Here is a 23,808-nt window from a genome sequence, read left to right on the forward strand (position 1 = left end):
GGTGGACATGTGCCGGAAGCGCCGACGCTAACAAGCCGGGACCGCGAGCCGCAAGTGCCCCTCCCGCCGATCGTGGCCTGGTCGGCGTGTCGCCGCTGCTCACGCCGGCGTCCTCGGCATGATGCGGAGTTTTGCCCGTCGAGGCTCCAGAGCGTCGGCGGCGGTTTGACCGGCGAGGACGACCTCCCGTACCGTGATCTCGGCCGTCTCGCGGCCGCTTTCGCCTGCCCGTGCCTGGAGAGTCCGCCCGGTGCGCGGGCTTCCGTTGGCGGCCGACCCGGCCTCGCCGACCATACCGTTAGCACCCGACCGGAGTAGTGATGAGCAAGCGCACCTTCCAGCCGAACAACCGCCGCCGCGCCAAGAAGCACGGCTTCCGCCTGCGCATGCGCACCCGAGCCGGTCGCAGCATCCTGAACGCACGTCGCCGCAAGGGTCGTTCCAGCATCTCGGCCTGAGCCGTCGGCACCGCTGGTGCTGGTCGATGCTCGCGCGCCGTCACCGCCTGACCGCGGGGGAGGACTTCCGTTCGGTCCTCCGCGGTCGCGGTGACGGGCGTCGTCGTCAGCGCACCGGCACCGACCTCCTCGTCGTGCACGTCTCCCTGCCACCCCGACCCGGTGCGACAGCGACCGCGTCGGACGCGCGCTGCCCCAGGGTGGGTCTCGTGGTGTCCAAGGCGGTCGGCAACGCCGTCGTCCGCAACCGCACGGCGCGGCGCCTGCGCCACCTCATGGCCGACCGGATGGGCGACCTCCCTCCGGCCGGCGACGTCGTCGTCCGGGCGCTGCCCCCGGCCGCTGCCGCCAGCTCGGACGAGCTCGCGGCAGCGCTCGACCACGCGTTGGGCCGCGCCCTGACGAGGGCCTCGTGAGCGCGCGTCCGGCGGGCGGGACCGGCGAGGAGCTGCGCGACGTGCACCGTGGCGGGGTGGGCGCCGGGGAACGTCGCAGCCTCCTCGCTCGTCCTCTGGTATGGCTCGTCCGGATCTACCAGTGGACGATCTCGCCGCTGCTCGGGCCGGTCTGCCGCTACTACCCCTCGTGCAGCGCCTACGGCGTGACGGCGCTCGAGCGGCACGGCCCGGTCCGCGGCACCTGGCTGACGCTACGGCGCGTGCTGCGCTGCCATCCGTGGGCAGCCGGCGGCGTCGACCACGTGCCCCCACGGCGCACCGCTCGTCCCGCACCGTCCGACCCGACCGACTCGCCCGGGAACCGCCCCGGGCCCACCACCCCGGTGGGCGGCTCTGCCGCGCACCGCCGATCCTGAGGACCGCATGGGCTTCTTCGACACCATCCTCTTCCCCTTCATCTGGTTCGACTCCGCCATCCTCGTGGGTCTGGAGTGGCTGCTGACCCAGCTGGGTCTGCCGGACACCAGTGGGTGGACCTGGGTGCTGGCCATCATCGGTCTGGTCGTGACGCTGCGGGCGCTCCTCACACCGCTGATGATCCGGCAGATCAAGAGCCAGCGGCGGCTGCAGATCGTGCAGCCCGAGCTGATGAAGATCCAGGCGAAGTACAAGGGCAAGAAGGACCAGGCGAGCCAGAAGGCGTTCCAGGAGGAGACCTTCGGGCTCTACCGGGAGGCCGGCGCGAACCCGTTCGGCGCCTGTCTGCCCATCCTCATCCAGATGCCGTTCTTTTTCGCGCTGTTCCGGCTGCTCAACACGGCGGAGACGGTGTCCCGGGGCGAGATCGAGCCGCTAGGGCTGTTCACCCGCGAGCTGGCCAGCAAGATGGCCGGGTCGGAGATCTTCGGGGCCGGCCTGACGTCGACCTTCCTGCACGACCAGGACCTGTCGGCCAAGATCCTCTCGCTCGTGCTCATCATCGTGATGTCGGGCACGCAGTTCATCACCAGCCACCAGCTCATGCGGCAGAACATGTCGCCCGAGGCGCTGAACAGCCCGATGGCCCGGCAGCAGCAGATCCTCATCTACGTCCTGCCGATCGTCTTCGCCGTCACCGGTGTCAACTTCCCCGTCGCGCTGCTCATCTACTGGACGGTCAGCAACTTCTGGACGATGGGTCAGCAGTTCTTCGTCATCCGGAACATGCCCGCGCCCAACACCCCTGCCGAGGAGAAGTACAAGGCGAGGATGGCCCGCAAGGGCAAGGTCGCCACCGGGGTCCAGCTCAAGAACCCGAACTTCATGGCCGATCGCGAGGCGGCCCAGGCACAGGTGCAGGCCAGGACAGCCGGCCAGCGCACCCAGCCGAAGAGCAAGAAGCGGCGCAAGAAGCGCTGACCGCGCGCCCTCCGCGCGGCGCGCGCCCACCGATCCGCCCACCGACGAGACAGGAGTGCAGATGAGCACCACCGACGACACCCAGCAGGTCAGCACCGACGAGCAGCCCACGAACGACCCCAGCCCGGCCACGCCGCCCGAGGGGTCGGCTGATGTGACCCAGGTCACCTCTGAGCAGGAGTCGGCCGGGGCCGACGAGGTCGACCGGTCCGCCGACCTGGTCCGTGAGGGCGAGGTGGCCGCCGACTTCCTCGAGACCCTGCTGGACATCGCCGACCTGGACGGCGACCTGGAGGTCGACGTCGACGGCGACCGTGCCCTGGTGGCGCTCGTGGACTCCGAGGACGGCGCCGCACCGCGGCGTCTGGTCGGCCCGGGTGGATCGGTGCTCGAGGCCCTGCAGGAGCTGACCCGGCTGGCGGTGCAGGCCGAGACGGGCGAGCGGAGCCGGCTCATGCTGGACGTCGCGGGCTACCGTGCCGACCGGCGCCAGGCCCTGGTGTCGCAGGCCCGCACCGCGATCGCCGAGGTCAAGGAGTCCGGCGAGCGCCGCGAGCTGGACCCCATGACGGCCTTCGAGCGCAAGGTGGTGCACGACGAGGTGCTGGCGGCAGGCCTGACCTCGGAGTCGGAGGGCGCGGAGCCCTCGCGCTACGTGGTCATCCTGCCCGCTGGCTGAGGTCGTGGCGCCCTCCGGGCTCGCCCCGCCCCCGGAGCAGGCGGGCGAGGTCTTCGCCGACCGGCTGCCGGTGGCGACGAGGTATGCCGAGCTGCTCGCCACCACCGGGATCAGCCATGGTCTCGTCGGGCCCCGGGAGACCGGTCGCCTGTGGGAGCGTCACCTGCTCAACTGCGCCGTGGTGCAGGAGCTGCTGCCCGCGGACAGCCGGGTGGTGGACATCGGGTCGGGCGCCGGCCTCCCGGGGCTCGTCCTCGCCATCGTCCGGCCGGACCTGAGCCTGCACCTGGTCGAGCCGCTGCTGCGCCGCACGACCTGGCTCGAGGAGGCGGTCCAGGAGCTCGGTCTGGACAACGTCACGGTCCACCGTGGACGGGCCCAGGAGGTGGACCTGCGGGCTCCCGTCGTCACCGCCCGCGCTGTCGCCTCCCTCGACAAGCTGGTGCGGTGGAGCTTCCCGCTCCTCGAGGACGACGGACGTCTCCTGGCGCTCAAGGGGGAGGCAGCCGCCACGGAGCTCGCCGAGGCGGGACCGGTGCTGGACCGGCACCAGGTGCACCATGCCCAGCTGCACGTCCTGGCCGAGCACACGCCGGCCGGACCCGTGCGGGTGGTCGAGATCGTCCGGCCCGCGCAGCGACCCACCGTGGACGACTCTCGCCCCTCCCCGCGAGGCAAGGCCAGGCCCCCCCGGTCCGTGCGGCAGCGGCGCCACCGCCGGTAGAGCGGGTCGTCCCCCCGGGTCAGGGGGTCGTCGGCGCCTCGCTGTCGCGGCCCAGGAGGTCGAGGATGCGTTCCAGGTCGTCCTGGCCGGCGAACTCGATGACCATCTTGCCCTTGCGCCGCCCCATCGAGACCTGAACCCTGGTGTCCAGACGGCCCGACAACGAGCTGGCGATCTGCTCCAGCTCGGGTGGGGCATCCGTCCGCGCCGCCCGACGGCGGGGAGCCCGCTCGTCGTCGCCGACCATGACGATCTCCTCCACCGACCGCACGGAGAGACCCTCGGCCACGATCCGCTGGGCCAGGCGCTCCATCGCGGCGCCGTCCCCCAGGCCCAGGAGCGCCCGGGCGTGCCCCGCGCTGAGCACGCCCGACGCCACCCGCCGTTGCACCATGGGCGGGAGCTTGAGCAGTCGGATGGTGTTGCTGATCTGCGGACGGGAGCGGCCGATCCGACCGGCCAGCTCGTCGTGCGTGCACCCGAAGTCGTCCAGCAGCTGCTGGTAGGCCGCGGCCTCCTCGAGCGGGTTGAGCTGGGCGCGGTGGAGGTTCTCCAGCAGCGCGTCCCTCAGCATGTGCTCGTCCTCGGTGGCCCGCACGATGGCGGGGATGGTCGCCTGTCCTGCCGCCTGGGAGGCGCGCAACCGGCGCTCACCCATGACGAGCTCGAAGGGAGGCGCGCCCTCAGCCACGGCGTCGTCGTCGGTGCGGCGGACGACGACCGGCTGCAGGACGCCCAGCTCGCGGATGCTGCTCACCAGCTCGGCGAGGTCGTCCTCGTCGAAGACCGACCGTGGCTGGCGCGGGTTGGCGCGGATGTGGTCCACCGGGAGCTCGGCGAACTCGGCTCCGGGAATCGGGCTCAGACCGTCGGACGAGACGGAGCTCCCCGGCGCCACCGGCTCCGCGCCCTCGGCGACAACCGGTCCGGCGCCGGCGTTTCCCGTGGAACCGGGTGCCGCACCAGCGACGTGGTCCGGCGCGTCGTTTCCCGTGGAACCGCCCAGGTCAGTGTCGGCTCGCGGCCCGACGTGAGACGTCGCCTCCTCAGCACCGGGGTGTCCGGACGGGTCTGCCGCATCCGGCTGGCTGCGCGGGAAGAAGACGTCACGGGGACGGTCGGCGCCAGAAGGTGCCTGCTGCGGGATGAGGGCGCCGAGGCCCTTGCCGAGCCCCCGTCGTCGGTCGGTCATGGGATCTCCTTCGTGCGGCGCATCTCCGCGGCCGCCTCGGCGTAGGACAGGGCACCCGTGCTGGTCGGGTCGTAGGTCATGACGGTCTCTCCGTGGCTGGGCGCCTCGCTGATCCGCACCGAGCGCGGGATCGCCGTCCGCAGCACACGGTCGCCGAAGTGCTCGCGGACCTGTTCCGCCACGTCCGCCGCGAGGCGGGTGCGACCGTCGAACATGGTGAGCAGGATGGTGGAGACGGCCAGCTCAGCGTTGAGGTGCTGCTGGATGAGGTCGACGTTCTTGAGCAGCTGACTCAGACCTTCCAGGGCGTAGTACTCGCACTGGATGGGGATGAGCAGCTCGCGGGCGGCGACGAAGGCGTTGACGGTCAGCAGACCGAGGCTGGGTGGACAGTCGATGAGCACGAGGTCGGGTGGGTCGTCGGTGTCGTCGAGGTATGCCTGGAGGGCACGGCGGAGCCGGTTCTCCCGGGCGACGAGGGGGACGAGCTCGATCTCGGCACCGGCGAGGTCGATGGTGGCGGGCGCGCACAGCAACCCCGCGACCTGCGGACATGGCTGCACCACGTCCGAGAGGGCGACCCCGTCGATGAGCACGTCGTAGATGCCGAGCGTGCCGCTCGTGTGCGGGATCGACAGTGCCGTGCTGGCGTTGCCCTGGGGGTCCATGTCGATGACGAGGACGCGCAGGCCGCTCCCGGCCATGGCCGCCGCGAGGTTGACCGTCGTCGTGGTCTTGCCCACGCCGCCCTTCTGGTTGGACACCGTGATGATGCGGGTCCCGGACCACGGCGGCCGGGTGTCGACCACGGGATCTGGCGTCGGGGAGGGTGTTTCCCGTGGAACATCGCCCCGGTCGTCATGCGCCTCGTCACCCGCGTCTGCGCCGGCGATCACCTCGTGGTCCTGTCGCTCCGGAGGATCGGCGGGCTGTGTTCCACGTGGAACAGATGCGGCCACGGGGTCGGCCTCCGACCTCGGCCATCCCAGGGCCGTCGGGCGGAAGCCCGTCATGACGTCCTCGGGGTAAGGGTCGTGCATGGTCCTGCCCGGCCAGCCGAGCGCTCCGTCGTCAGCAGTCATGAGGCCCCCATCATCGCTGATCAGCGGGTGTCCACCAAGTCCGCCGCGCACGACAACAGCCGTCCACAGGCCTGTGGACAGACCCGGTGGACGGCTGTGGACGACGCGGTGGAGCACCGCGCGTGCGTGACGCAGATGGTCAGGCGGTGTAGGGCTCCAGCTCGCTGGCGAGCTTCTTCTTGGGGAGGGCACCGACGATGGTCTTGACGACCTCGCCCCCGGAGTAGACGTGCATCGTGGGGATGCCGGTGATGCCGTAGCTCTGCGTCGTCTGCGGGTTCTCGTCGGTGTTGAGCTTGACGACCTTGAGCTTGTCGCCCCACTCCTGCGAGAGCTCCTCGAGGATGGGGGCGATCATCTTGCACGGACCGCACCAGGGAGCCCAGAAATCGACCAGGACCGGGCCGTCGTGCTGCAGCACGTCGTCGGTGAAGGTGGCGTCGGTGGTGTTGGTGATGCTCATGAATCTCCTTGTGTCACAGCGGTTGCGAGGTGGTGGGTCATGCCCTGGGCGAAGTCGCGGCTGGCGAGGTAGCGCTCGGCGTCGAGGGCCGCCGCGCAACCGGTGCCGGCCGCGGTGATGGCCTGCCGGTAGGTGTGGTCCACGAGGTCGCCGCAGGCGAAGACGCCCTCGACGCTGGTCTCGGTGCCCCGGCCGCGGACCACGACGTAGCCCTCGTCGTCCAGCTCCACCTGGCCCTGGACGAGCTCGTTGCGCGGGTCGTGTCCGATGGCGATGAACAACCCGGTGGCGGGGACCTCACGTCGTTCACCGGTCACCGTGTCGGCGAGCTCGATCCCGGTGAGCTTGGGCGAGCCGTGCAGCTCGGTGACGGCCGAGTTCCACGCGAACGAGATCTTGTCGTCGGCCTGGGCACGCTCGGCCATGATCCGACTGGCCCGCAGCTCGCCCCGGCGGTGCACGACGGTGATGGATCGGGCGAAGCGGCTGAGGAAGGTCGCCTCCTCCATGGCCGAGTCCCCGCCACCGACGACCACGATGTCCTGGTCGCGGAAGAAGGCACCGTCGCACGTCGCGCACCAGGAGACGCCGTGGCCGGACAGCTCCTGTTCCCGAGGGAGCCCCAGCTCGCGGTAGGCCGAGCCCATGGCCAGGATGACGGCGCGCGCCTGGTGCACGGTGCCCTCCGCGTCCGTGACGCGCTTGACCGGGCCGGTCAGGTCGACCTCGGTGACGTCCTCACGGACGAGCTCGGCCCCGAACCGCTCGGCCTGCTCGCGCATGTCCATCATCAGCTGGGGACCCATGATCCCCTCCGGGAAGCCCGGGAAGTTCTCCACCTCGGTGGTGTTCATCAGGGCTCCGCCAGCCGTGACGCTGCCCTCGAAGACCAGCGGTGCCAGGTTGGCGCGTGCGGCGTAGACGGCGGCGGTGTACCCCGCCGGTCCCGAGCCGATGATGATGACCTCGCGCAGCGCGGTGGGGTCGCCACCGGCGGAGCCACTGGGCCGGGGCAGCAGGTCGATGGTCATGGAAGCCTTCCTCGCAGGGGTGCACGACGGAGCGGTGGTCCGGACGTGGGGGTCAACCGATCCTAGGACGACATTGTTCCAGGGCGTGACGGCGACGGGGACCGGGTCCGAGCGGGGGTGGCGCGGCGTCACGGTGCGCCGACGGGATCGCCCTCCGGCTCGATCGGCGAGACCTCCGTGCGCTGCGTGCACGACCGGGGCATCAGCCACGCGTGTCCGGTGCCGTCCGCGGCGCGGCCGAGCAGCACCACGACGTCCTGCTCGTCGTCCTCGAGCCGCAGTCGGGCGGGAGCGGCGAACCGCTCCTCCCACCGGGCGGCCTCCTGGGGCCCGACGCCCGCCCAGCACTGTGCGGCCTGGGTGGCCGTCAGCGAGGAGGCGGCGTCGGGAGCCACGTCGGACGTGGTGACCTGCACCATACGGGCGGTGTAGTCGGCGCTGACGACCATGCCCAGGTCGGGCACGACCGTGGGCGGAGCCACCTCGCTCAGGGCGCCGAGATCCCCGGACTCCTCGGACGCCGCGGAGTCGGGCGTGGCGTCGTCCCGCGCGCCGTCCGCACCGGCAGCGTCCTCCTGCGCCCCTCCCGCGCTGTCGTCTGCCCCCTCCAGGTCCTGCGCGGCTCCGGCGCCTGCCGTGTCCCCGGACTCGGCGCGCGAGGGGTACTGCGCCAGAGCGCCGCTGTCCCCGGTACCGGCCCCGCCGAGCAGCTGCGTGAGGGTCACCGTGGTGATGGCCAGACCGGCCGCGGCGGCCGTCAGCAGCCCGAGGGTCCGGCCGGGGCGGCGTCGACCCCGCTCGGCGGCGAGATCGACGACCCGGTCCGCCGACCCGGTCAGAGGGTGGGTGGTGGCCCCGGAGAGGTGCTCGCGCTCGACCTCCAGACGGGTCTGGATGCGCTGCACGAGGTGCTCGGGCATCGGCCCGGGGTCGGGGAGGCCGGAGAGGAGGGATCGGACGCCGGTCGGGTCGTCGTCCGGGTCGTGGCCCTCGTGCGGGTCAACGGTGGGCATGAAGCGACGACCTCCTCTTCTCGTGCGTCGCGGCTGGTGCGGGCACGGACCCGGACCGGGGCCGGTCGTGCGGCCCACGGGGGTACGACGAGCGGAGCCGGGGCGTGGTTCCCTGCCGGCCCGCCGTCACCGCCCCTCCTCCGACTGGTCGAGGCGCAGCAGCCGCGCCATGGCCTCACGTCCGCGTGAGCACCGGGACTTCACCGTGCCCTCGGCGACCTCGAGCACGGCGGCGGCCTCTGCCACGCTCAGCCCGTGCATGTCGACCAGGACCAGGGCCAGGCGCTGCCCCTCGGGCAGCCGGGCCAGGGCCTCCTGCACGTCGAGACGCACCTCCACCGAGGTGTGGTGGTCCCGCGGCTCCACCGGCTCGTGACCCTCGAGCTCGACGGTGGGTCGGCTGCGGCGCAGCCGGTCGAGGCAGGCGTTGACCGTGATGCGGTGCAGCCAGGTGGTGACCTGGGCGTCTCCACGGAACGACCCCGCACGCCGGAACGCGTTGAGGAAGGCGTCCTGGACGGCGTCCGCGGCGACCTCGGGGTCACGGGTGGTGCGCAGCGCCACCGCCCACATCCGGTCCCGGTGGCGACGGAAGATCTCACCGAAGGCCTCGTGGTCACCGTCCTGGTGGCGGCGGAGCAGGGTGAGGTCGTCCAGCCCGGCGAGCTCGGAGGCGGTGCCCACGGTGCCGGCCGGGGTCACCGGACGGTGATCTCGGCCACCCGGACGATCTCACCCTCGGCACCGGCGAAGGCCCGGGTGAACCACAGGATGACGTAGCGGCCGGTCACCGGCTCCTCCGGCGCGACCGTCCACGTGCCCTCGGCCGCGTCCTCGCTGCCCAGCTCGGTGGCGCCGTCCAGCGTCGGGCTGTCGGCGACGTACAGCGTCGCGCCCATGTCGCCCTCACCCAGCACGACCTCCACCTCCGACACCTCGGTGTCCTCGCCGAGGTCGACCACGAGGCCGGTGCCGCTCTTGAGCGAACCCCAGTTCTCCGACAGGTAGGTGTGGGAGGTCCACTCCGTGCCCTCGTCACCGTCGACCGCCAGCGGCGCCAGGTCGTTGCGCTCGTCGCCGTCGCCCTCGGGGTCGAAGGAGGTGATCCCCGCGATGTCGACCGGTCCCGACGGTGCCGGGGCCGGCTCCGCCGTCTCCGTGTCCTCCGGCGGGGCCTCGCTGGTCGCGGCGTCGTCCCCCTCGTCGGCGGACCGGGTCGGCGAGCTGGCCGCCCCGGCCGTGCCGGGGTCCTCCTCGGAGCCGCCCAGGCCGCGCAGGGCGGCCCAGCCGAGGAAGATGGCGATGCCCAGCAGCGCGACGGTGATGACCAGCACCATGGCGGTCTGCGCGCCGGTGCCCCGCTCCTCGGGCAGGCCCGGCCCGGGGCTCGAGGCCGCGCGCGGTGCCGGGGTCGTCGTCGTGGCGCTGGCCTCCTCGGCGCGGGCCTGGCTCGCCTCACCGCCGCGCAGGAGACCGCCCATGGTGTCGTCGGTGCGGGCTGCGGCCGTCCCGCCGGCCGCAGCGGTCGCGGCCTCCGTGCGGTAGTAGGGCCGGGGTACCTCGTCGGTGGCGTCCGCGCCGGGACCGGCCTGGTCCCGGCGGTGGCCGGCAGCGCTGACCGCGGCGGAGGCACCGGCCGCGCCGCGCAGCGCCTCGTCCGCTCGTCCGGTGCCGGCCCGCGGGCCGGCAGGCGGGGCGAGCTCACCGGGAGGGGTGCCGCGCACCATCTCGGGGGACCACGGCGAGAGCTGACGGACCAGCTCGCCGGGGGTGTGGGGGGCGGCGTGCAGGTCAGCCTCCGAGCCGTGCGCCAGCCGGCAGAGGGCGTCGAGGTCGCCCGGCACACCGGAGACCAGCTCCGAGGGTGCGGGGAGCGTGCCGTCGGCCAGCCGGCGCGCCGGTCGCACGCCGGCCAGGTCCTCGCCCGGCCACCGGCCGGTCAGGGCGGTGTAGAGCAGGGAGACCAGGTCGGCCGAGTCGATGAGGGATGCCTCGTCGGGGGTGACGTCGTCGGTGCCCTCCAGGGCCGAGGCGACGCCGACGCCCGACACCTTGACGGCGCCGTCGTTCGTGCGCAGGACCGAGTGCGGGTTGAGGTAGAGATGGTGCAGACCACGGCGTCGGGCGGACTCGAGGGCGGCCGCGCTCTCGCCGACCAGGCGACGCGCCTCCTCCGCCGGCAGCGGGTGCTCCTCCACGAGCGAGGCGAGCGAGGCGGCCTCGGACAGTCCCTCCTCGATGATCCAGCACAGGCCGTCCTCGTCCCCGACGTCCAGCACGCGCACCAGGCGCGGGTCGTCGACCGAGGCGACACGACGGGCCCCGTCCAGGACGGCGGCCGCGACCTCGGCCGCCGGACCCTCGGAGGGCAGCACGGTCACCGCGACGAGGCGCCCCAGCGTGCTGTCCCGTGCCGACCAGTACTCCAGGCCCCCACCCTCGCGCTCCGCCAGCAGCTCGTCGAGGACGTAGCGGTCACCCAACCGGGTGCCGACCTCGAGCCGATCCATGCGGGTGTCCTCTCCTGGGTGGGTGCGGTGGTCGTCCCACCCTAGTGTGCCGCGACCGGCCGGCCCGGTCGTCGTCGCCGCGCCGTCCGGGGGAGGCGGATCCGGCGTGGTGCCCCCACCCAGGGGCTCGTCGAGGCCGGAGAGGGAGGAGGCGTCGTCCGCCGTCGACGTCGCGTCGACGTGCACCGGGTCGGTGGCCGCGATGGAGGCCGTGGCCCCGCGCGGTGCCAGCCGGCGCAGCCCGGGGACCCGCCGCAGGACCGGGGCCGCCACGTCGCCGACCTCGCGCACGCCGAACCGGTGGGCGAGCACGGCATACACGACGAGGAAGACGCTCCCGGCGGCGGCCAGCGTGACCGTCGCACTGAGGAAGGCGTCGACGCCCTGCGGCTCGGTCGAGGTGGGGTCGACCGGTGCACCGCGGTCGAGCAGCCGCATGACCAGCCAGGCGGGGGCCAGCGCGACGAGGCCGGCGGCGGCCGCCCTCAGGTAGGTCGCCCCGGTGGACCGCAGACCGAGCGCGGGCAGCCGCCGGCGTGCGGCACGCAGCCCGAGGACCGCCGCCGTCGTCTGGCCCAGGGCCTGGCCGAGGCCGAGCAGGATCGCCACCCGTCCCGGAGCGGCGAAGGAGGCCACGAGACAGACCCCGAGGAGGACCGTGGTGATGCTGACCTGGAAGAGGAAGGGGGTCCGCGCGTCCTCGAAGGAGTAGAAGACGCGCGAGCACAGCAGGTAGACGCCGTAGGGCACCAGGCCGACGACCATGGCCACGACGATCGCCGCGATGGCGGCGTGCTCGGCGGGGGTGCTGCCGAAGTAGACGACCCGCACCAGGAGGGGGGCGAACAGGACCATGCCCAGGGCGATCGGCACCATGGCGGACCCCAGCAGGCGCAGGCCCCGGGAGGCGTGGTCGGCCATCGCCGTGAGGTCGTCCCGGGCGGCGTCCTTGGACAGGACGGGGTAGATCGCCGTCAGCAGGGACAGCGCGATCAGCGAGTGGGGCAGGACGAACAGGGAGAAGGCGTAGGTGTAGGTGATCTTGCCCGGAGCGTCTGGCACCTGGTCGATGACGTCGCTGAGCAGGTTGGTGACGACGAGCATCCCGCCCTGGGAGACCGCCATGTCCGCGAGCGCCCAGCCGGCCATGACCCCGGCGGTGCCGAGCCCGACCCCACGCAGCCCCCACCGCGGCCGCCAGCGGAAGCCGGTGGCCCGGACCGCGGGGAGGAGCACCAGCGCCTGGACGACGATCCCCAGCGTGGCCGACCCGGCCAGCACCCCGATCATGCCGGGGGTCCAGTCCTCGAGCGGGATCGTGCCGGCGTCCGGGTAGCGGCGCATGAACACGGCGATGCCGACGATGGCGATGACGTTGGCCAGCGCCGGGCTCCACATGAAGGCCGCGAACCGGTGGTGGGCGGCGAGGATCTGGCCCATGAGGGTGTGCAGCCCGTAGAAGAGCATCTGGGGGATGCACAGGTAGGCGAAGACGACCGCGAGCTGCAGCTTGGGGTCGTCCCAGGCCCAGGACACGGCATACATCTTGGTGACGAGCGGCGCCGCGGCGGTGAAGGCGACCGTGCCCACCACGAGGATGACCACCGAGACGGTGATGAGTCGGTCGCTGTACTCCTGGCCCTCCTGGCCGCGGGTCATCGCCCGGGTCAGCTGCGGCAGCAGCAGCACGTTGAAGACGCCTGCCGCCAGCAGGAGGTAGATGGTGTTGGGGATCGTGTTGGCGGTGTCCCACACGCTGCCCGCCGGGGTGAGCACACCGATGGCGATGCCGAGCAGGGCCATGCGCGCCATCCCCAGCAGCCGGGACGCCAGGGTGCCCCCGGCCATGATGACGCTGGACCGGGCCAGGGACGAGCTCGATCCGGTGCTGCTGCCGCTCACGCTGCTCCTTCGTCGGCCGATGCCGGTCCGGTGGGGGTGGTCCGTGGGGGCGTGCTGCGCAGCGCCCGGGCGAGGCCCAGCACGAGGACGAGCCCCGCCACGCCGCCCAGAACCCAGTAGACCCAGAGGCCGGTGGGCTGCACGCGCACCTCGATCTCGACCGGCTCGCCCAGGGTCGTGCCGTCGGGGGTGCTCAGCTGCGCGACCAGGGTGGTGTCACCACGGGTGATGGAGCGCGCCTCGAAGGACGCCGTCGCCCGGCTGTCGGCACCGATGTCGACCGGGTCGGGCTGCTGGATGACCTGCAGCCGACCGTTGGTCGCCACCAGCTCGAGGACGACGTCCTCGACCGCGACCCCGAGGTCGTTGACGACGGTGATGCCGATCTCGCCCTGGTTGGTGAGGAAGTTCACCGTGCTGGGCGTGACCCGGATCCCGTCCCGGGCGGACTGGATGTCGTCACGCACCACGGCGCGGGTCTGGATCCAGGCGTCCTCCTGGCCCCGCCACCGGGTGGACCACAGCGTGTCCAGGACCGGGCGCCAGGAGTCCAGCGCCGTCGTGTCGGCCAGCACCTCCGCCAGGGCGTCGAGGTGGTCCGCGCTGGCCGCGAGCACCGCCGCCCGCTCGGTGTCCACCGGGCTCTCGCCGGCCCTGAGGTGGCGGAGCAGGTCGCCGAGCACCGCCTCCTGGGGTCCCTCGCCGGTGAGGCGCAGCGGCTCCGTCCCCTCGGCGCGGTCCAGCAGGTCCTGCGCCGACACCGGGCGCAGCCAGGGAGCCTGCTGCCACCCCTCGCTGAGCTGCCCGAGGACCTCCGCGTCCGCCGGGGTCCGCCGCGGGGGCGCGACGACCAGCTCGCGGACCTGGGTCGGGTCCTCGAGGTGGGTGCCGAGGGTGTGGGCGAGCAGGTGCTGCGCGGCGGCCCCGGCACCGTGCTCCTCGGCGTCCAGCGGGCTCTGCGCCACCAGCGCGCTGGTCCAGGAGTCGGCCCCGAGAGCGAGCAGCCCGTCGGGACGCTGCAGCGGCACCGCCCCACGTCGGGGCAGCGCGACGGAGTCGGCCGTCAGGCTCTCGCGCGGCAGGACGACGACCCCGAGGTCACCACCGACGCCCCGGACCTGCGCGGTCGTCTGCGCCATCTCGCCGGCGTCGAGCGCCGCCTCGACCGGCCAGGCCACGTCGTGGCGGCCGGTGCTCAGCACGAAGGGGTCAGCCTCCGTGGCGGACGGTGCGAGGAGATCGGCGAGGACGTCGGCCGGGGGTTCCTGGCGCCGGAGCACGTCCAGGTCCGGGTCGTGGGCCGGCAGCCACCAGAGCTGGTCGTCGGGCAGCCCGGCCAACGTGGTGGCCAGTCCGGCCACGGCCGAGCGGACGTCCTCGGCGTCGACCACGGTCGCCTCGGGCTCCGGCGTGGTCGGCTCCGGCGGGGCGGTCGTGGCACCGTCGTCGGGGACGGGCGCCGGGACGGTCTCGTCCGGGTCGGCCGTGGCGGCGTCCTCGCCCGAGGACGCGTCGTCGGTGGGGCTGGCGGTGGCCGGCGCCTGCGGGGTGGGCGTCTGCGGGGTGGGCGTCTCCTCGGGCGAGCCCTCCGTCGGGGTGGCGATCCCCGGAGCCGGCTGGTGGGCGACCACCGTCGCCGGGTCGACGACGTAGGTGGCCCCGGGCATCTCGAGGTCCTCGAGCCACCCGGTCACGGTCGACTCCGGACCCACGGCCGCGGCCCAGGCCCGGGCGTGCTCGTCGTCGACCGGGCTGAACAGCCCCGGGTCCGCGGGCAGCGTCAGCGGCACGACCCAGGCGGTCTCCAGCGGGTGCTCGACGTCGTCGCGACCGGCGCTGGTGAGCGTGGAACGCACCAGGGCGCCGGCCGGCGCCTCGTCGGCCGCGGTGTCCTCCTCCACGCCGGCGCTCAGGACGAGGGGGAGCACCGCGGCGGCGTCCGGCAGGTCCTCGGTGACCGAGGCCGGGACCTCCACCCGGAAGGGCACCGCGCCGCTGGCCGGCACGACCGGGCCCACCGTGTCGTCGCCGAGGACCAGCCCCGGTCCCGCGGGCAGGTCGCCGTCGAGCCACCGGGCCACCTGGTCGCGCGAGGTCAGCGACGTGCCCGCCAGCGTGGCCGTGAGGCTGGTGAGGCGACGGGGCACCGGGCCCCGGTTGAGCAGCCGTCCGGTGAGCGTGGCCGGCTCACCCGGGACGAGCACGACCGGCTCCACCTCGTCCAGCAGCACGGCCACCTCGGTGGCCTGCGCCGTCGCCACCGATGGCGGGCCACCGGGGACGGAGGGGGAGCCCGAGGCCGGGGCGGGGGCCGTCAAAGGGGTGATCGCCAGGGCCGCCCAGAGGGCCAGGGCGGCAGCCGCACCGGGCAGCGTCCGGGGACGCAGCGCCCACCGGGGGCGGGGGGAGGAGAAGAGCAACGTCGTGGCCCCTCAGGCGCTCCGGGTGAGTCGGAGCCAGGCCTCCCGGGCGATCCGTCGTTCGTTGGGGAAGGTGAGCTTGCGGTGGACCTCGTCCAGCGGGACCCAGATGGCGTCGATGGCCTCCTGGTCCGGGTCGTTGTCGATGGTGAGCCGGCCCCCGGTCGCCTCGAGGAGGTAGTGGTGGACCATCTTGTGGATGCGGTGCGAGGGGGTGGTGAACCAGTACTCGATGGTGCCGAGGGTGATGAGCACCCGCCCCTCGATGCCGGTCTCCTCGGCCACCTCCCGCTCGGCCGTCTCCACCAGCGTCTCCCCGGGCTCCACGTGCCCCTTGGGCAGGCACCACTCCACCCGGCCGGAGCGGTTGCGCCGGGCGATGATGGCGATGCGGGCCTGGCCCTCGTAGACGTCGATGACCACGCCCCCCGCGGAGGTCTCGTTGACCGACGGCAGCCGTCGCGCGCCGTGGTGCTGGCGCGGAGGCGTGGTGGTCATCCACCCACTGTAACGAGTGGGGGTGGGACCGGACCGGACGACGACCCGACCCGGCGCGGGGGCCGACTACCCTAGATCCGATGTCCGCCTCCGAGACCACCACCGACGGCGCGCTGCTGCTGCGCGCCCTGCGCCAGCTGACCCCCGCCATGCCGCTGCTCACCGAGATCGGGGAGCTCTTCGGCGCCGCGGGGCACGAGGTGGCGCTGGTGGGCGGACCGGTCCGGGACGCCTTCCTCGGCCGTGCGTCCAGCGACCTCGACCTCACCACGTCGGCGGCCCCCGAGGAGATCGAGCAGGTGCTGACCGGCTGGGCGGACACCACGTGGGACATCGGCCGCGCGTTCGGCACGATCGGGGCCCGACGCGGCGGGCAGACCCTCGAGTTCACCACCTACCGGGCGGACGCCTACGACGGCGAGACCCGCAAGCCGGTGGTCGCCTTCGGCACGTCGCTGGAGGAGGACCTCGTCCGCCGCGACTTCGCGGTCAACGCCATGGCGCTGCGCCTGCCGGACCTGACCTTCGTCGACCCGCACGGCGGTCTGGGCGACCTCGCGGAGCGGCGGCTGCGCACGCCGCACGCCCCGGAGGTGTCCTTCGCCGACGACCCCCTCCGGATGCTGCGAGCGGCGAGGTTCGCCGCCCAGCTCGACTTCCGGCCGGCCCCGGGCGTCCTCGCCGCGATGGCCGACATGGCCGACCGGATCACCATCGTGTCCGCGGAGCGGATCCGCGACGAGCTGGTCAAGCTCGTGCTCGCGCCCGACCCCCGGGCCGGCCTGGAGATCCTCGTGTCGACCGGTCTGGCCGACCACGTCCTGCCCGAGCTCCCCGCCCTGAAGCTGGAGGTCGACGAGCACCACCGGCACAAGGACGTCTACGAGCACAGTCTCATCGTGCTGGAGCAGGCCATCGGCCTGGAGGACCCGCCGGGAGCGCAGGAGGAGGACCCGGACGGCGTCCCAGGGCCCGACCTCGTCCTGCGCCTGGCCGCGCTGCTGCACGACATCGGCAAGCCCCCCACCCGCCGCTTCGAGCCCGGCGGCGGCGTCAGCTTCCACCACCACGAGGTCGTCGGGGCCAAGATGGCCCGCGCCCGGCTACGGGCGCTCCGGTTCGACAAGGACACCGTGCGCGCCGTGACCCGGCTCGTCGAGCTGCACCTGCGCTTCCACGGCTACGGGTCGGGTGAGTGGACCGACGCCGCGGTGCGCCGCTACGTCACCGACGCCGGGCCGCTCCTGGGGCGGCTGCACAAGCTCACCCGCTCGGACTGCACGACCCGCAACCGGCGCAAGGCCGCGCGCCTGGCGGCGAGCTACGACCACCTCGAGGAGCGGATCGACCGGCTCCGGGCCGAGGAGGAGCTCAACGCCGTCCGGCCCGAGCTCGACGGTCACCAGATCGGGGCCGTCCTCGGCATCCCACCGGGCCCCCAGCTGGGCCGCGCCTACCAGCACCTGCTCGCCGTGCGGCTGGACCAGGGGCCGCTGGGCGAGGAGGGCGCCCGAGCCGAGCTGCTGAGGTGGTGGGCGGAGCAGGAGACGCCCGGTGGGTAGGCACCGCCACGCCCGCCACCCCCAGACCGCGCACCACCGCTGGACCCACCTGCTCGCCGGCGTCCCCTGGATCACCCTCGTGCTCCTGGCGGTGCTGGCGCTCGGCACCGCGGAGCTGGTGCGGCCCCGGACCTACCTGGCCACGGCGACCCTGACCGCCCCGACCGTCGCCGCCGCCGACCGGCTCGCGACGCAGCTGGCCGACCCCGACCTGCGACCGCGGGTCGAGCGGGAGGTCGAGCTGGACCCCGAGCTGACCGGCAGCGTCCGGCTGGCCGTCCGCGACGGGGAGCGGGAGCGGGAGGTCTCGCTCGAGGCCACCGCGCCCGACCCGCGGCTCGCGGCGCTCGCCGCGGACACCGGCGCAGCCGTCGTGGCGCAGGACCGGGCGGACGGGACCTCGCTCAGCGAGGCGGCCGAGGTGCCCACCGAGCCGGTCGACCACCGTGGCCCCGCCTGGCTGGTCGTCGCGGCCGCGGCGCTCGCCGTGGCCGTCCGGGTCGAGGGCGTCCACCGGGTCTGGCTGCGCGACCACCCGGTGCCGGAGCCCCGGGGGGCCCGATGAGCACCGCCCCGGAGGTGCCGCTCACCCGGCGCCGGGCCCGGGCGCTGCACGCCGCCCGCCACGCCCTGTCCGTGCCACCGGTCCCGCGCGACTTCCGCGGCGACATCGAGGGCCTGCGCGCCGTCGCGGTCCTGGGTGTCATGCTCTGGCACGCGGGGGTCGGCCTGCTCCCGGGTGGGTTCGTCGGCGTCGACGTGTTTTTCGTCGTCAGCGGCTTCCTCATGACCTCCCTGCTGCTGGAGGAGGGGCACGCGCGGGGACGGATCGACCTCGGCCGCTTCTACGCCCGGCGCGCCCGGCGGCTGCTCCCCGCGGCGCTCGCCGCACTCGCCGGCACCGCGCTGCTGACCGTCCTCTTCCTCCCCCGGCCACGGTGGGCTGAGGTGGGTGGCGACCTCCTCGCGTCGGCGACCTACGTCGTCAACTGGCGCATGGCGTGGCGTTCGGTGGACTACCTCGACCTGGAGCGCGCCCCCAGCCCGCTGCAGCACTACTGGTCGCTGTCGGTGGAGGAGCAGTTCTACCTCGTGTGGCCCGTGGTCCTGCTCCTCGTCCTGGTGTATGCCGCCGGCCGCGCGCGCGTCTTCAGCGCGGTCACCTGGGCGGTCACGCTGACGGTGTTCGCCGCGTCGCTCGCGGTCTCCTGGCGCTGGACCCTGGAGGAGCCGTCCGCGTACTTCGTCACGCCCACCCGCGTGCACGAGCTGATGATCGGGGCGTTCGTCGCGCTGGGCGCACGGGCCTGGCCGCGGCTGCCGCGCGCCCTCGCCGCCGTCCTGGGCTGGGCGGGGCTGGCCATGGTCGGCCTCTCGCTCGTCGTCATCACCAAGGAGACCCTCTTCCCGGGGCTGTGGGCGCTGCTGCCGACGCTCGGCACCGCACTGGTCCTCCTCGCGGGCCCGGCCGCGGCGGGGCTCGGGCCGGTCGCGCTGCTGCGGGCCCGGCCCCTGCAGTGGGTCGGGCGGCTGTCCTACAGCCTCTACCTCTGGCACTGGCCGTTCGTCGCGGTCGCCGCGGAGATGGTGCACGTGGGGCGCGGCGGCCCGGACACCCTGCCGGTCCACTGGGGGCTGCTGGCCGTGGGGCTGTCGGTGGTCCCGGCGTGGCTGTCCTTCGTCCTCGTCGAGGACCCGGTGCGCCGGCACGGCCGGGTGCTGTCGGCCCAGCTGTCCCCCGGCCTCGCGGTCCGGCGCACCCTCCGGCTCGGGGTGAACTGCACCCTCGCCGGGGCGGCGCTGGGCCTGGCGCTCATGCTGGCTGCCCCGTCGTCGGTGACCGAGCAGGCCGCGCGATGGCGGACCCCGGACGTCGTGGAGCAGCTCCGGTCCCCGGTGGGCGCCGACACCCTCGGCGGCGTCGACGACCCGGTGCCGGCGGTCGCGGGACCCGGTCGCGACTCCCCCCTCGTGGCCGCCTCGGCGGGCAGCGGGGCCTCAGGGGCCCTCGGCGAGCCCCCGCCCGTCGTCGAGATCCCCGAGCGGGTCGGTCAGCTGGCCGTGCCGCTGGAGCAGGTGCCGGACGACGTCCCCGTCCTGGAGCCCGAGGACTGCTTCGTCACGCTGACCGGCACCCGGGTCGGGGTCTGCGAGGGGGGCGACCCCGACGGAGAGCTGACGGTCGCGCTCATCGGGGACAGCCACGCCGGCATGTGGATGACGGCGATGGACGCCATCGGCCGCGACCGCGGGTGGCGCGTCATCGCCATGACCAAGTCGTCCTGCCCGCCGGCTCGGGGCCTCGTGGTGGAACGCTCGGGCCAGGCGGGCGACTACCGGCAGTGCACGCGGTGGCAGCGGCGGCTGGACGACGCGCTGGTGCGGGAGTCGCCCGACGTGGTGCTGCTCTCGAGCGCCTCGTACGGCACGACCGGCGACGAGAAGGTGGCGGCGGGCCTGGGGGCCCGCGTCGACATGCTGCAGGAGGAGGGTATGCGTCCCGCCCTCGTCCGCGACGTGCCCCGCGCACCCTTCGACGTGCCGGCCTGCCTGCTCGAGAACGAGGACGACGTCCCGCGCTGCGCCTTCGACCGGGAGCGGGGGCTGGCCACCTCGGGCACTGGTCACGACCTCCTCGCGCGTCAGCGACCCGGGCTGCCGGTCGTCGACCTCACCGACGCGGTCTGCCCCGGCCGCACCTGCAGCCCGATCGTGGGGGAGGTCGTGGTGTGGCGGGACAGCAACCACCTGTCCGCGACCTACGTCCGGTCCCTGCGGGACGTCGTGGAGGAGCAGGTCGGGCAGGTCGTGCTCGGTGGTCAGCTGGAGGAGTCCGTGCGGACGGGTGTGGAGGTCGGCGCCGGACGCTGAGCGACCGGGCGGTCCCCCCGCGCCACCTCCCACAGGAGCCACGACCAGGCCAGGGCGCGCAGGACGAGCGCGACGGCATACGCGTCGCCGGGCAGACCCCGTCCCGGGTCGCTGTCGTAGGCGAGGTGCAGCCACGTCGTGAGGAAGACCAGCGACTCGGCGAGCGCCCAGACCAGGTGCCGCGACCACCGCACCCCGGACAGCGCGAGGAGGGGCAGCACCCACAGCCCGGACTGCACCGACAGCGAGGCCGACGTCAGGGCGACGACGAGCAGCATGAGGGCGGACAGCCCGACCACCCCGGGCGACCCTCCCGCCCGTCCCGGTGCGGACAGGCGCACCCCCAGGGTGAGGGCCAGCAGCCACCCGGCGACGGCCACCGCGGTCGTCGCGGCGGTCGGCACGGTGAGGCCCACGAGGCGGGGCACCATCTGCAGCGCACCGAAGCCTGCCGGCTGGCCCCACCACTGCCGCGCCGCGGACAGCGCCTCCGGCTGGACCGCCACCAGGGGGACCAGCACGACGAGGGCACCCAGCACGGCACCGACCACGGTCTGGAGGGCGGGCAGCAGGCGACCTCGCCGCCACCCCACGAGGACGACGGCCGCGAGCACCAGCAGCGGGAAGGGCCGGACCAGCGCGGCGAGCCCGAGCAGCACGCCGGCGGCCCAGGGGCGGTCCCGGCGCCAGGCCCACAGCCCGAGCACCATGAGGGTGACCCCCAGCAGGTCGGTCGAGACGAGCGCGAGCAGGGCCAGGACCGGGCTCACCGCCAGGTGGGCCGCCTGCCACGGACGGGTCGGGGACAGGCTCACCAGCGCCAGGACGGCCAGGCCCAGCAGCACGACCGCCAGCAGTGCCCACAGGGAGAAGACCCACTGCTGCGCCGCCAGCCCGGTGCCCGCCCGCGGCGTGACCTGCGCCAGCAGCCACATGACCGCCCCGGGCAGCGGGGCGGTGCCGGTGGCGGCGCCCTCCCCGACCCATGGCAGCTCCCGCCCGGCGAGGGGGGAGCTGACGTGCACCACCGGCAGGTCGGAGTAGCAGGCCCGCCAGAACTGGTCCGGGGTGCTCCACCCCTTCATGAGGCAGTGCCCCTTCTGCCAGACCCCCAGCCCGAGGGACAGTGCGCCGAGCAGGGTGAGTGCCGCGGCCACCCCCGCGAGGCCCCGGCCGCCGACCACGCCGTGCCGACCCAGCGGCCCGCCGATGATGCCGGTGGCCCGGGCGACGACCGGGTCCACCCAGGACGGCACCTCCCAGGGCCGGTCGTGCCCTCCGGTGGTGCGCCGGTCGGGCTCGGCCCTCACCCCGTCGGCTCGGGCTGGGTGCCGTCACCCGGCGGCGGCGCGGGCTGTGTCTGGGTCGGCGTGGGCGACGGCGACGGCGTCGGGGTCGGTGCCGGAGTCGTCGGTGCGGGTGTCGTCGGTGCGGGCGTGGTCGGTGCCGGCGGGGTCGGCTCGGCCGTGGTGGGTTCCTCGGTGGGCTGCGTCGTCGTCGGCTCCTCCGAGGTCTGCGTCGGCTCCTCACTGGTGGGGGAGGGCTCGGGCGTGGTCGGGGGTGCCTGCGTGGTCGGGGTGTCGTCGGTGGGGCCGCCGGTCCCCACCCGCGGCGAGAACTCGAGGACCTCCTCGCCGTCCAGGGCGAGCCGCATGAACTCCCCCCACACCTGCGCCGGGAAGGTGCCTCCGGTGATCTGCTCCAGACCGGCGACGTCCTGCATGGGGACCGTGCCGTCCCCCTTGTAGAGGACGACGCCGGCCGCGAGCTGCGGGGTGAAGCCGTCGAACCACGCCGAGACGTTGTTCTCGCTCGTCCCGGACTTGCCGGCGGCGGGGCGGCCGAGGTCACCGGCCGACATACCGGAGCCCTGGCTGATGACGTAGGTCATGGCGTCGGTCGTGTCCACGGCGGCGTCGCGCTCCACGCCCTCCTCGGTCTGCGGGTCGGCCTCGTAGGTGACCTCGCCGGACACCGTCTCCACCTGGTCGATGAGGTAGGGGGTGGCCCGCTCGCCCTCGGCGGCGATGGTGGCATACGCGTTGGTCATCTCCACCAGGGTCGGTGAGGCGGTCCCGAGGACGTTGGTCAGGTCGGTGTCGAGACCCGGCGTGTCCTCCGGCAGGCCGAGGTCGACGGCCGCCTCACGGGTGCGGTCGGGGCCGATCTGCTCGTTGAGCTGGACGTAGATCGTGTTGACCGACTCGGCGAGGGCGGTCCGCAGGTCGATGAGGCCGTAGGACAGGTCCTGGAAGTTGTTGACCTCGGTCTGGTCCTCGCCGAAGGTCATGGGCGTCGGGCCCTCGTAGGTCTGCAGCGTGTCGACCCCGTCCTCCACGGCGGCGAGCAGGGTGACCGGCTTGAAGAGCGAGCCCGCCTGCACCCGGGCGTCGGTGGCCGCGTTGAGCTGCGTCTCCTGGTAGTCGTCGCCGCCGTACATCGCGGTGATCGCCCCGTCGCCGGGGCGGATGGCGGTGAGGGCGACGGTGATGTCGTCGGTCCCCTCCCCGGTCGGACGGTAGAGGTCGACCGCCTCCTCGGCGGCCTCTTGGTGCTGCTCGACGATGGTCGTGGTGATGCGCAGACCGCCACCGTCGATCTCCGCGTCGTCCACCCCCAGGATGTCCTTGAGCTCGGAGCGCGCCTGCTCGGCGATGTAGCCCTCGGTCCCCTGCGCCGCGGTGGAGGGGCTGGGCTCCTGGATCTCGGGCAGGCCCAGGCCCTCGCGCTCGGAGGGCTCCAGCCACCCCTCCTCGACCATGCCGTCGAGGACGTAGGCGACGCGGTCCTCGGCGCGCTGCTCGTTGCCCTCGGCGTAGTCGGGGTCGAACAGCGACGGGGCGTTGGTGACCCCGGCGAGGAAGGCGCCCTCCTCGACCGAGAGCTCGGAGACGTCCTTGCCGAAGTAGGCCTGGCTCGCGGTCTGGATGCCGTAGGCGCCCCGGCCGAAGTAGATGGTGTTGAGGTAGTTCTCCAGGATCTGGTCCTTGGAGAGCTCGTTGTCGATCTTGATCGAGATGATGATCTCGGTGAACTTGCGCTGCAGCGTCTGGTCCGCGGTGAGGTAGTAGTTCTTGACGTACTGCTGGGTGATGGTGGACCCGCCCTGGAGCCCGTCCCCGGTGAGGGTGCGCCAGGCACCCCGGGCGGTGCCGGTGATCGAGACGCCCTCGTTCTCGTAGAACGAGCGGTCCTCGGCGGCGAGCATCGCCTCCCGCACGTGCTCGGGCACCTCCGACAGCGGCACCGCCTCGCGGTCGTACCCACCGGTGAAGCGCGCCAGCTCGGTCTCCCCGTCGGCGTAGTAGAGGATCGAGCTCTGCGCCTCGGCGAAGTCGTTGGGTGCGGGGATGTCGGTCCGGTTGTAGGCCCAGGCGAAGACCCCGACGGCCAGCAGCACCGCGAGCAGGCCGAGGCCGAGGACCCACAGCAGGACCCGGCGCAGCAGACCGCCCCGGCGCCCCCGGGAGCGGGCTCGGCCGGAGGGGCGACGGGAGGGGGAGGCGGTGCTGGAGCGGCTCACGCCCCCTATTGTGCCCATCGCGCGGGTGAGCGCCCGGAATGCGTCCGGGTCCGGGGGCGTTGCCCGTGCGAGAAGGGGCGGCCC

General features: G+C 73.7%; 20 protein-coding genes. 9 read left to right on the plus strand and 11 right to left on the minus strand.

The features are described from left to right. Window positions 1–320: 320 nt before the first annotated feature. The 6 genes from rpmH (at window position 321) to rsmG (ending at window position 3,657) form a co-directional block, all read left to right on the plus strand. The gene (rpmH, locus tag EUS26_RS00225) at window positions 321–458 is read left to right on the plus strand and encodes a 50S ribosomal protein L34 (protein WP_058892008.1); all 138 of its coding nucleotides are present in this window, start codon (window positions 321–323) and stop codon (window positions 456–458) included. A gap of 26 nt (window positions 459–484) precedes the next feature. After that, window positions 485–874, plus strand: coding sequence for a ribonuclease P protein component (gene rnpA / locus EUS26_RS00230; protein ID WP_130011178.1), 390 nt, complete (start codon window positions 485–487; stop codon window positions 872–874). Further along, window positions 871–1,272, plus strand: coding sequence for a membrane protein insertion efficiency factor YidD (gene yidD / locus EUS26_RS00235; protein ID WP_238148742.1), 402 nt, complete (start codon window positions 871–873; stop codon window positions 1,270–1,272). The genes rnpA and yidD overlap by 4 nt, the downstream gene beginning before the upstream one ends. A 7-nt stretch (window positions 1,273–1,279) precedes the next feature. Continuing rightward, the gene (gene yidC / locus EUS26_RS00240; protein ID WP_130011179.1) at window positions 1,280–2,254 is read left to right on the plus strand and encodes a membrane protein insertase YidC; all 975 of its coding nucleotides are present in this window, start codon (window positions 1,280–1,282) and stop codon (window positions 2,252–2,254) included. 61 nt (window positions 2,255–2,315) lie between these two features. Then, window positions 2,316–2,933 (plus strand): Jag family protein, encoded by a 618-nt coding sequence (locus tag EUS26_RS00245; RefSeq protein WP_130011180.1) that lies wholly within the window; start codon window positions 2,316–2,318, stop codon window positions 2,931–2,933. Window positions 2,934–2,937: 4 nt separating this feature from the next. Beyond that, entirely contained in the window at window positions 2,938–3,657 is a 720-nt protein-coding gene (rsmG, locus tag EUS26_RS00250; RefSeq protein WP_130011181.1) for a 16S rRNA (guanine(527)-N(7))-methyltransferase RsmG, read from the plus strand. Window positions 3,658–3,676: 19 nt separating this feature from the next. Here rsmG and EUS26_RS00255 read toward each other — a convergent pair whose 3' ends face one another. The 9 genes from EUS26_RS00255 to EUS26_RS00295 form a co-directional block, all read right to left on the minus strand. Beyond that, complete coding sequence (locus EUS26_RS00255) at window positions 3,677–4,849, minus strand: ParB/RepB/Spo0J family partition protein (protein WP_130011182.1); 1,173 nt, start codon at window positions 4,847–4,849, stop codon at window positions 3,677–3,679. Beyond that, the gene (locus tag EUS26_RS00260; RefSeq protein WP_420329982.1) at window positions 4,846–5,889 is read right to left on the minus strand and encodes a ParA family protein; all 1,044 of its coding nucleotides are present in this window, start codon (window positions 5,887–5,889) and stop codon (window positions 4,846–4,848) included. Before EUS26_RS00260 ends, EUS26_RS00255 begins: the two co-directional genes overlap by 4 nt. 181 nt (window positions 5,890–6,070) lie before the next feature. After that, entirely contained in the window at window positions 6,071–6,394 is a 324-nt protein-coding gene (gene trxA, locus EUS26_RS00265; protein ID WP_130011183.1) for a thioredoxin, read from the minus strand. Continuing rightward, window positions 6,391–7,425: a thioredoxin-disulfide reductase gene (gene trxB / locus EUS26_RS00270; RefSeq protein WP_130011184.1), complete on the minus strand. Its 1,035-nt coding sequence runs from the start codon at window positions 7,423–7,425 to the stop codon at window positions 6,391–6,393. Before trxB ends, trxA begins: the two co-directional genes overlap by 4 nt. Window positions 7,426–7,553: 128 nt before the next feature. Further along, window positions 7,554–8,438, minus strand: a complete 885-nt coding sequence (locus EUS26_RS00275) for a hypothetical protein (protein ID WP_130011185.1) — start codon at window positions 8,436–8,438, stop codon at window positions 7,554–7,556. Between the two features lie 126 nt (window positions 8,439–8,564). Next, window positions 8,565–9,140, minus strand: coding sequence for an RNA polymerase sigma factor SigM (gene sigM / locus EUS26_RS00280; protein WP_130011186.1), 576 nt, complete (start codon window positions 9,138–9,140; stop codon window positions 8,565–8,567). Continuing rightward, window positions 9,137–12,850 (minus strand): lipid II flippase MurJ, encoded by a 3,714-nt coding sequence (locus tag EUS26_RS00285; RefSeq protein ID WP_130011187.1) that lies wholly within the window; start codon window positions 12,848–12,850, stop codon window positions 9,137–9,139. The genes sigM and EUS26_RS00285 overlap by 4 nt, the downstream gene beginning before the upstream one ends. After that, complete coding sequence (locus tag EUS26_RS00290) at window positions 12,847–15,270, minus strand: DUF6049 family protein (protein WP_272947936.1); 2,424 nt, start codon at window positions 15,268–15,270, stop codon at window positions 12,847–12,849. Before EUS26_RS00290 ends, EUS26_RS00285 begins: the two co-directional genes overlap by 4 nt. A gap of 12 nt (window positions 15,271–15,282) precedes the next feature. Continuing rightward, a complete protein-coding gene (locus EUS26_RS00295; RefSeq protein WP_130011189.1) occupies window positions 15,283–15,768 on the minus strand; it encodes an NUDIX hydrolase in 486 nt (161 codons plus the stop codon). Window positions 15,769–15,848: 80 nt separating this feature from the next. Between EUS26_RS00295 and EUS26_RS00300 the strand changes: the two genes are divergently transcribed. The 3 genes from EUS26_RS00300 to EUS26_RS00310 are packed head-to-tail and all read left to right on the plus strand — an operon-like array spanning window position 15,849 to window position 20,201. Continuing rightward, complete coding sequence (locus tag EUS26_RS00300) at window positions 15,849–17,330, plus strand: CCA tRNA nucleotidyltransferase (protein WP_130011190.1); 1,482 nt, start codon at window positions 15,849–15,851, stop codon at window positions 17,328–17,330. Beyond that, window positions 17,323–17,895, plus strand: a complete 573-nt coding sequence (locus EUS26_RS00305) for a hypothetical protein (protein ID WP_130011191.1) — start codon at window positions 17,323–17,325, stop codon at window positions 17,893–17,895. Before EUS26_RS00300 ends, EUS26_RS00305 begins: the two co-directional genes overlap by 8 nt. After that, window positions 17,892–20,201, plus strand: coding sequence for an acyltransferase family protein (locus EUS26_RS00310; RefSeq protein WP_130011192.1), 2,310 nt, complete (start codon window positions 17,892–17,894; stop codon window positions 20,199–20,201). The genes EUS26_RS00305 and EUS26_RS00310 overlap by 4 nt, the downstream gene beginning before the upstream one ends. Here EUS26_RS00310 and EUS26_RS00315 read toward each other — a convergent pair. Further along, window positions 20,150–21,511, minus strand: a complete 1,362-nt coding sequence (locus tag EUS26_RS00315; RefSeq protein WP_130011193.1) for a hypothetical protein — start codon at window positions 21,509–21,511, stop codon at window positions 20,150–20,152. The two genes, EUS26_RS00310 and EUS26_RS00315, sit on opposite strands and share 52 nt — an antisense overlap. Continuing rightward, window positions 21,508–23,724, minus strand: a complete 2,217-nt coding sequence (locus EUS26_RS00320; protein WP_130011194.1) for a transglycosylase domain-containing protein — start codon at window positions 23,722–23,724, stop codon at window positions 21,508–21,510. Before EUS26_RS00320 ends, EUS26_RS00315 begins: the two co-directional genes overlap by 4 nt. Window positions 23,725–23,808 lie beyond the last annotated feature (84 nt).

The organism is Serinicoccus sediminis (assembly GCF_004153545.1).
Taxonomy (GTDB): Bacteria; Actinomycetota; Actinomycetes; order Actinomycetales; family Dermatophilaceae; genus Ornithinicoccus; species Ornithinicoccus sediminis_A.

What these genes read in the sequence shown, in the direction of transcription:
- rpmH (WP_058892008.1), top strand. Translation starts at nt 321, where the DNA reads ATGAGCAAGCGCACCTTCCAGCCGAACAACCGCCGCCGCGCCAAGAAG.
- rnpA (WP_130011178.1), top strand. Translation starts at nt 485, where the DNA reads ATGCTCGCGCGCCGTCACCGCCTGACCGCGGGGGAGGACTTCCGTTCG.
- yidC (WP_130011179.1), top strand. Translation starts at nt 1,280, where the DNA reads ATGGGCTTCTTCGACACCATCCTCTTCCCCTTCATCTGGTTCGACTCC.
- EUS26_RS00245 (WP_130011180.1), top strand. Translation starts at nt 2,316, where the DNA reads ATGAGCACCACCGACGACACCCAGCAGGTCAGCACCGACGAGCAGCCC.
- EUS26_RS00255 (WP_130011182.1), bottom strand. Translation starts at nt 4,849, where the DNA reads ATGACCGACCGACGACGGGGGCTCGGCAAGGGCCTCGGCGCCCTCATC.
- EUS26_RS00260 (WP_420329982.1), bottom strand. Translation starts at nt 5,889, where the DNA reads ATGCACGACCCTTACCCCGAGGACGTCATGACGGGCTTCCGCCCGACG.
- trxA (WP_130011183.1), bottom strand. Translation starts at nt 6,394, where the DNA reads ATGAGCATCACCAACACCACCGACGCCACCTTCACCGACGACGTGCTG.
- trxB (WP_130011184.1), bottom strand. Translation starts at nt 7,425, where the DNA reads ATGACCATCGACCTGCTGCCCCGGCCCAGTGGCTCCGCCGGTGGCGAC.
- EUS26_RS00275 (WP_130011185.1), bottom strand. Translation starts at nt 8,438, where the DNA reads ATGCCCACCGTTGACCCGCACGAGGGCCACGACCCGGACGACGACCCG.
- EUS26_RS00295 (WP_130011189.1), bottom strand. Translation starts at nt 15,768, where the DNA reads ATGACCACCACGCCTCCGCGCCAGCACCACGGCGCGCGACGGCTGCCG.
- EUS26_RS00300 (WP_130011190.1), top strand. Translation starts at nt 15,849, where the DNA reads ATGTCCGCCTCCGAGACCACCACCGACGGCGCGCTGCTGCTGCGCGCC.
- EUS26_RS00310 (WP_130011192.1), top strand. Translation starts at nt 17,892, where the DNA reads ATGAGCACCGCCCCGGAGGTGCCGCTCACCCGGCGCCGGGCCCGGGCG.